At 57.5% G+C, this 7483-nt stretch carries 6 protein-coding genes; 3 read left to right on the plus strand and 3 right to left on the minus strand.

Annotation, left to right across the window (positions count from 1 at the left end):
• The first annotated feature begins 235 nt into the window (after positions 1–235).
• The 3 genes from mdoG (at position 236) to CW267_RS22925 (ending at position 4604) form a co-directional block, all read left to right on the plus strand.
• On the plus strand, positions 236–1789 hold the full coding sequence (mdoG, locus tag CW267_RS22915) for a glucans biosynthesis protein MdoG (RefSeq protein WP_012968580.1): 1554 nt from the start codon (positions 236–238) through the stop codon (positions 1787–1789).
• Complete coding sequence (gene mdoH / locus CW267_RS22920; RefSeq protein ID WP_008805963.1) at positions 1782–4310, plus strand: glucans biosynthesis glucosyltransferase MdoH; 2529 nt, start codon at positions 1782–1784, stop codon at positions 4308–4310. Before mdoG ends, mdoH begins: the two co-directional genes overlap by 8 nt.
• 66 nt (positions 4311–4376) lie before the next feature.
• Entirely contained in the window at positions 4377–4604 is a 228-nt protein-coding gene (locus CW267_RS22925) for a YceK/YidQ family lipoprotein (RefSeq protein WP_012968579.1), read from the plus strand.
• Here CW267_RS22925 and CW267_RS22930 read toward each other — a convergent pair whose 3' ends face one another.
• The 3 genes from CW267_RS22930 to CW267_RS22945 form a co-directional block, all read right to left on the minus strand.
• The gene (locus tag CW267_RS22930) at positions 4605–4991 is read right to left on the minus strand and encodes a MysB family protein (protein WP_012542251.1); all 387 of its coding nucleotides are present in this window, start codon (positions 4989–4991) and stop codon (positions 4605–4607) included.
• A gap of 91 nt (positions 4992–5082) precedes the next feature.
• On the minus strand, positions 5083–6321 hold the full coding sequence (gene mdtG, locus CW267_RS22935; protein WP_008805966.1) for a multidrug efflux MFS transporter MdtG: 1239 nt from the start codon (positions 6319–6321) through the stop codon (positions 5083–5085).
• Between the two features lie 170 nt (positions 6322–6491).
• Positions 6492–7412, minus strand: coding sequence for a Kdo(2)-lipid IV(A) acyltransferase (locus CW267_RS22945; protein ID WP_022065198.1), 921 nt, complete (start codon positions 7410–7412; stop codon positions 6492–6494).
• Positions 7413–7483 lie beyond the last annotated feature (71 nt).

The raw sequence follows: 7483 nt of genomic DNA on the forward strand, positions 1-7483 counted from the left end.
TCAGATAATTCGTCTTATCACTCAAGGTGATAACGCTTACATTATCAGCAACCCTACATGAACTCGGGGTATCTGTCTCCAGGATAAGCACTCAAAGTGCAAACGGGACAGCGAACTGTTTATTCCCTGTGCCGCCAGGCTGAACAAAGCAGGGATTATGTTGTCGGATTGCCTGAGTTTCCATTAAAATAGATCGGATCGATTTAAGCACACAAAGGGGGAAGTGCTTACTTATATGAAACATAAACCACAGATGATGAAAATGCGTTGGTTAAGCGCAGCCGTAATGTTGTCCCTGTGTACTTCATCTGCATGGGCGTTTAGCATTGATGACGTTGCAAAAGAGGCCAAAACGTTAGCCGGGAAAGGCTATGAAGCGCCGAAGAGTAACCTGCCCTCCGCTTTCCGCGACATGAAATACGCGGACTACCAGCAAATTCAGTTTAATCACGATAAAGCTTACTGGAATAACCAGAAAACCCCATTCAAGCTTGAATTTTACCATCAGGGGATGTACTTCGACACGCCGGTCACCATCAATGAAGTGACGGCGACCAGCGTGCGCAAAATTAAATATAGTCCGGACTATTTCAACTTTGGTAACGTCCAGCACGATAAAGACACGGTGAAAGACCTCGGTTTCGCCGGCTTCAAAGTACTGTATCCGATCAACAGCAAAGATAAGAACGATGAAATCGTCAGCATGCTCGGTGCCAGCTACTTCCGCGTGCTGGGTCAGGGTCAGGTTTACGGTCTGTCCGCGCGTGGTCTGGCTATCGATACCGCGCTGCCGTCCGGCGAAGAGTTCCCGCGTTTTCGTGAGTTCTGGATCGAACGTCCAAAAGCCACTGACAAGCGTCTGACTATCTATGCGCTGCTGGATTCCCCACGGGCAACCGGCGCCTATCGCTTTGTCATCATGCCGGGACGCGACACCGTCGTGGACGTCCAGTCCAAAGTTTACCTGCGTGACAAAGTCGGCAAACTGGGTGTGGCGCCGCTGACCAGCATGTTCCTGTTCGGTTCCAACCAGCCTTCTCCGACGCTCAACTATCGTCCGGCGCTGCACGACTCCAATGGTCTGTCTATCCTGGCCGGTAACGGCGAGTGGATCTGGCGTCCGCTGAACAATCCGAAACACCTGGCTGTCAGCAGCTATGCGATGGAAAACCCGCAAGGGTTCGGCCTGCTGCAGCGCGGCCGTCAGTTCTCGCGCTTCGAGGATCTCGACGATCGTTATGACCTGCGTCCAAGCGCCTGGATCACCCCGAAAGGGGACTGGGGCAAAGGGAAAATCGAGCTGGTTGAAATTCCGACCAACGATGAAACGAACGATAACATCGTGACTTACTGGACGCCGGATCAGCTGCCGGAGCCGGGCAAGGAGATGAACTTCAAATACACCATCACCTTCAGCCGCGATGAAGACAAGCTGCATGCGCCAGATAACGCTTACGTTATGCAGACCCGCCGCTCTACCGGCGACGTGAAGCAGTCGAACCTGATCCGTCAGCCGGACGGTACGGTTGCCTTCATTGTCGACTTCACCGGCGCCGATATGAAGAAACTGCCAGCGGATACCCCGGTCGCTGCTCAGGCGAGCACCGGCGATAACGCGGAAATCGTTGAAAATACCGTGCGTTACAATCCAGTGACCAAAGGCTGGCGGATGATCCTGCGTTTGAAGGTCAAAGATCCGAAGAAAACGACGGAAATGCGTGCCGCACTGGTTAACGGTGATGACACGTTGAGCGAAACCTGGAGCTATCAGCTGCCTGCCAATGAATAAGATAACGAAGTACATTGACGCATTGCCGCTGTCGGACGCCGAAAAATCGGCGCTGCCGGACACCAGCCTGCAGGCCGTTCATCAGGCCCTGGATGACGAACATCAGACCTTCGCTCGCGAAGACGACTCTCCGCTGGGGTCGGTGAAGGCGCGTCTGGCGCACAGCTGGCCGGATTCGCTTTCTGGCGATCAACTGGTGAAGGATGACGAAGGTCGTACCCAGCTGCATGCTATGCCGAAAGCCAGGCGTTCCTCGATGATCCCGGACCCGTGGCGGACTAACCCGGTCGGCCGCTTCTGGGATCGTCTGCGCGGCCGCGATGTCACGCCGCGCTATCTCTCCCGCCTGACGCAAGAAGAGCGCGAGAGTGAGCAAAAATGGCGTACCGTCGGCACCATTCGTCGCTACATCCTGCTGCTGCTGACGCTGTCGCAGACCGTGGTGGCCACCTGGTATATGAAAACCATTCTGCCTTATCAGGGCTGGGCGCTGATCAACCCGGCCGACATGGTGGGGCAGAACCTGTGGATCTCGTTCATGCAGCTGCTGCCGTACGTGTTGCAGAGCGGCATTCTGATCCTCTTCGCGGTGCTGTTCTGCTGGGTTTCCGCCGGCTTCTGGACTGCGTTAATGGGCTTTCTGCAGCTGTTGATTGGCCGCGACAAGTACAGTATTTCCGCCTCGACGGTTGGTGACGAACCGTTGAACCCGGCGCACCGTACGGCGCTTATTATGCCGATCTGTAACGAAGACGTTGACCGCGTTTTCGCCGGGTTGCGGGCGACCTGGGAGTCGGTGAAAGCGACCGGTAACGCCGCTCATTTCGACGTCTATATTCTCAGCGACAGCTATAACCCCGATATCTGTGTGGCTGAGCAAAAGGCGTGGATGGAGCTGATTGCCGAAGTGCAGGGCGAAGGGCAGATTTTCTATCGTCGTCGCCGTCGTCGCGTGAAGCGTAAGAGCGGCAACATCGATGATTTCTGCCGCCGCTGGGGCAGCCAGTACAGCTATATGGTGGTGCTGGACGCAGACTCGGTGATGACCGGCGAGTGTCTGAGCAGCCTGGTGCGCCTGATGGAAGCGAACCCGAACGCCGGGATCATCCAGTCATCCCCGCGCGCTTCGGGCATGGACACGCTGTATGCGCGTTGCCAGCAGTTTGCCACCCGGGTGTACGGTCCGCTGTTTACGGCCGGTCTGCACTTCTGGCAGCTGGGGGAGTCCCACTACTGGGGACACAACGCCATTATCCGCGTGAAGCCGTTCATCGAGCACTGCGCGCTGGCGCCGCTGCCGGGCGAGGGTAACTTTGCCGGGTCGATTCTGTCGCACGACTTCGTCGAAGCCGCGCTAATGCGCCGTGCCGGCTGGGGGGTGTGGATTGCCTACGATCTGCCGGGCTCCTATGAGGAGCTGCCGCCGAACCTGCTGGACGAGCTGAAACGCGACCGTCGCTGGTGTCAGGGCAACCTGATGAACTTCCGCCTGTTCCTCGTCAGAGGGATGCACCCGGTTCACCGGGCGGTGTTCCTCACCGGCGTGATGTCGTACCTGTCGGCGCCGCTGTGGTTTATGTTCCTTGCCCTGTCGACGGCGCTACAGGTGGTGCATGCCCTGACCGAGCCGCAGTACTTCCTGCAGCCGCGTCAGCTGTTCCCGGTGTGGCCGCAGTGGCGTCCGGAGCTGGCCATCGCGCTGTTCGCTTCGACCATGGTGCTGCTGTTCCTGCCGAAGCTGCTGAGTATTATTCTGGTGTGGTGTAAAGGGCCGAAAGAGTATGGCGGATTTATCCGCGTCACGCTTTCTCTGCTGCTGGAGGTCCTGTTCTCGGTCCTGCTGGCGCCGGTTCGCATGCTGTTCCACACCGTTTTCGTGGTCAGCGCCTTCCTCGGCTGGGAAGTGGTGTGGAATTCGCCGCAGCGTGATGATGACTCCACGCCGTGGGGAGAAGCCTTTATGCGTCACGGCTCGCAGCTGCTGCTGGGGCTGGTATGGGCAGTCGGAATGGCATGGCTGGATCTGCGCTTCCTGTTCTGGCTGGCGCCGATCGTCGTCTCGCTGATCCTGTCGCCGTTCGTGTCGGCGATCTCCAGCCGGGCGACCGTGGGCCTGCGCACCAAGCGCTGGAAGCTGTTCCTGATCCCGGAAGAGTATTCGCCGCCGCAGGTGCTCAAGGATACCGACGCGTACCTGACGCTGAACCGTCAGCGTTCACTGGACGATGGCTTTATGCACGCGGTATTCAATCCGTCGTTTAACGCCCTCGCCACGGCGATGGCCACCGCGCGCCACCGTCATGGTCATATCCTTGAGATCGCTCGCGAGCGCCACGTTGAGCAGGCGCTGAACGAAACGCCGGATAAGCTGAACCGCGATCGTCGACTGGTGCTGTTGAGCGACCCGGTGACCATGTCGCGTCTGCACTATCGCGTCTGGGCCGCGCCGGAGAAATATTCATCGTGGGTCAACGCCTATCAGCAGTTAGCGCTTAACCCGCTGGCGCTGAAAACGAAATAAGCCGTACGTAAAGGAAAATACCGGCAGCGATGCCGGTATTTTTTTATCTGAAACACGAGGTTGTGGATGCGAATATTATCGATCATTGCCATGGCGCTGCTGCTGAGCGGCTGCGGCAGCATTATCAGCCGGACGGTGCCCGGGCAGGGGCATGGCAATCAATATTACCCGGGCGTGCAGTGGGACGTTCGCGACTCGACATGGCGCTATCTCACCGTTCTGGACCTGCCGTTCTCGCTGGTGTTCGATACGCTGCTGCTGCCCCTGGATGCCAGCCACGGGCCCTATAACTGATTAGCGCTCGTCCCACTCGTCGGCCGCCGTCTGTCCCTCTTCGGTGTCCAGCGAGGGCTCGAGCTGGAATTCGCCTTCATCCCACTCATGGAGGGTATTTTCCTCCAGCCACTCCTGGCGCAGCTCTATCTCATCATAATCCCCGTCGAAAACGCTCTGCGCAGCTTCGCCGCTGAGCATCGGTAAACATTCGCCTTGTTCGTCTTCGTCAGCAAAAAATTCGGCCTGCCAGGCGATATCGCCATCCTGCAGCACATACTTTTGAATATTAAGCTGCTCAACGTTAGCGCTCTCTTCATCGCTGTCAGGATTATTGGCGAGAAATTCTTCGCGTGCTGCATCAATAGCTTCTTCGAGCGTGGCATAGAACATCGAATCCTTTGGCATAGCGAATCTCCTGAGAAGAATATGAATTGAACACGATTCAATCTATAGAAGGCGGTAGCCAAAGCGTCAAGGGGCTGGGCCCCTCTGGACATTAATTTACTGAATGGCGGTCAGGCTGCGAGGCTTCCGCGGCAGGTCGGCGCAGGCTGAGGGTAGAATAAATGGCGTTAAAGAGCACCACGCCCGCGGTGACCAGGAATACCGCGCGGAAACCGTAGTTGGCGGACACCGAGGCGCCTATCAGGGGGCCGGTGACGTTGCCAATATCGCGGAACGACTGGTTATAGCTAAAGATACGCCCGGAGATCTGGCTGGTGGAATTATACACCAGCAGGGTTTGCACTGCCGGCAGCAGTGCCCCGTCTGCCGCGCCGAGCAGGAAACGCAGGATACCCAGCTGCAGTGGGGTCTGAACGAACGACATCGGGATCAGCAATAGCACAGAGATAATTAGCGCGACGATGAGGATCTTTTCCGGCCCGATACGATCCCCGAGCCTGCCCAGCCGCGGGGCGCTCATCAGCGCGGCTATTCCCGGCACCGAGGCGATCATCCCGCTAATAAAGGCGATGTTACTGACGTTGCCCGCGAGATCGCGCACGTAAAGCGTCAGAATCGGCGCAATGGAGCCGGTGGCCACCTGGATGATCAGCGAGGTCACAAACAGGCTGAGCACCAGCTTGGGATTCTGTAGCGAGGAGAAAACCTCTCTGGCGCTGAGCATCTCTTTTTTGGCGATCGGCACAAAATTTTCACGGATTAAAAACAGGGTAAACAGGAAGCAGATAAACAGCACCGCCGCGGTCATAAAGAAGACGGTGCGCAGGCCCCAGTGGTCGGCCAGGAAGCCACCCGCCAGCGGGCCGAGCAGGGCGCCGCTCACCGCGCCGGTTGACAGCGTGCCCAGCGCCCAGCCGCTTTTGTGGCGCGGGATCTGGGTGGCAATCAGGGCGTTGGCGTTGGGAATAAAGCCGCCCAGCAGGCCGAGCAGTGCGCGTAGCAGCAGAAACTGCCAGATATTCTGTGCCATCCCCATCAGCATCATCACTACGGACATTCCGAGGGCGGAACGCAGCAGCATAATTTTTCGTCCTTTGCGGTCAGCAAGACCGCCCCAGAACGGTGAGGCAATGGCGGAGAAGAGGAAGGTGATACTAAAGACCAGCCCGGACCACATGTTCAGCGCGCTATGCCCGGTGACCCCGAGCTGTTCGACATAGAGTGGCAGAAAGGGCATAACCAGACTGAAGGCGGCTCCCGTTAAAAAGCAGCCGAGCCAGGTCACGGTCAGATTTTGTTTCCAGTTAATAGGGGTATCAGCAGAGGACATAGGGTTCCACTGGCCTGCGCGGCAGGTCAAATTAAGAGAAAATATGAGCCTGCTAATTATGCGCCTGGGAAATAAATGCCGCAATGGAGGAGAGCTTTTAAAGCTAAAGCAGAGCCTAAAGCATGAGCGAGAAGCGCATTCCCGGCCACATGCGCGGCCGGGAAAAGGGATCAGTAGCGGGAGGGCATGCCCTCGGGGCGGGTTTTGAAGCGGCGGTGGAGCCACATATATTGTTCCGGGGCCATCATGATGCACTGCTCAACAATCTTGTTCATCCAGGCGGCCGTGGTTTCCGCGTCGTCCAGCGGCGGGGAACACTCTGGCGGCAGGATAATCAGTTCATAACCTTTACCATCCGGTTTGCGACGCGGGACGAAGGGGACGATACAGGCTTTGGACATTTTCGCCAGCATCCAGGTGCCGGAGGTGGTCGCCGCCTGGTCGACAGCGAACAGTGGGGCGAAGACGCTGGCGGTCGGACCGTAATCGTGATCCGGCGCATACCAGACCACGTCGCCTTTTTTCAGCGCCCGGATCATCCCTTTCAGATCCTTACGGTCAATCATGTCCTTATTGGATCGTAGCCGACCCCAGGTCTGCAGCCAGTCGATCACCGGGTTGTCGTTGGGGCGATAGACGCCAATCCCCGGCTCGTTCATGCCGAACATCCGCGCGCCCATCTCGAGAGTCAGGAAGTGAATACCGATTAGCAGAATGCCGCGCTGCTGCGCCTGCACATCGCGGATATGCTCAAAGCCGATGGTGTCGGTCCAGCGGGCGATACGACGAACCGGCCAGAACCAGGCCATCCCCGTCTCCATCAGTCCCATACCCACCGATTCAAAATTCATCACCACCATTCGGTGACGTTCCTGCTCGCTTTTGTCGGGGAAGCAGAGCTCAAGGTTGCGATAGGCGATCTTCGCCCGACGCTTCATAAAGCGCATGGCCAGCCGGCCGATGGCATTTCCCAGGCGGTAAATCAGCGGATAGGGCAGTTGGACAACCAGCCACAGCAGGCCGATACCCAGCCACAGCAGCCAATAGCGCGGATGCAACAGCGCCGGAGAAAATTTAGGCAAATGAGTCATTTCATACCCGTATCAGTGAGCAACGTCTTATATTATCGCATTTTTTTACCGGCCAGCCAAAGGCGGCGACA

Source organism: Klebsiella sp. X1-16S-Nf21, from assembly GCF_002837615.1.
In the GTDB taxonomy this organism is placed as follows: Bacteria; Pseudomonadota; Gammaproteobacteria; order Enterobacterales; family Enterobacteriaceae; genus Klebsiella; species Klebsiella variicola.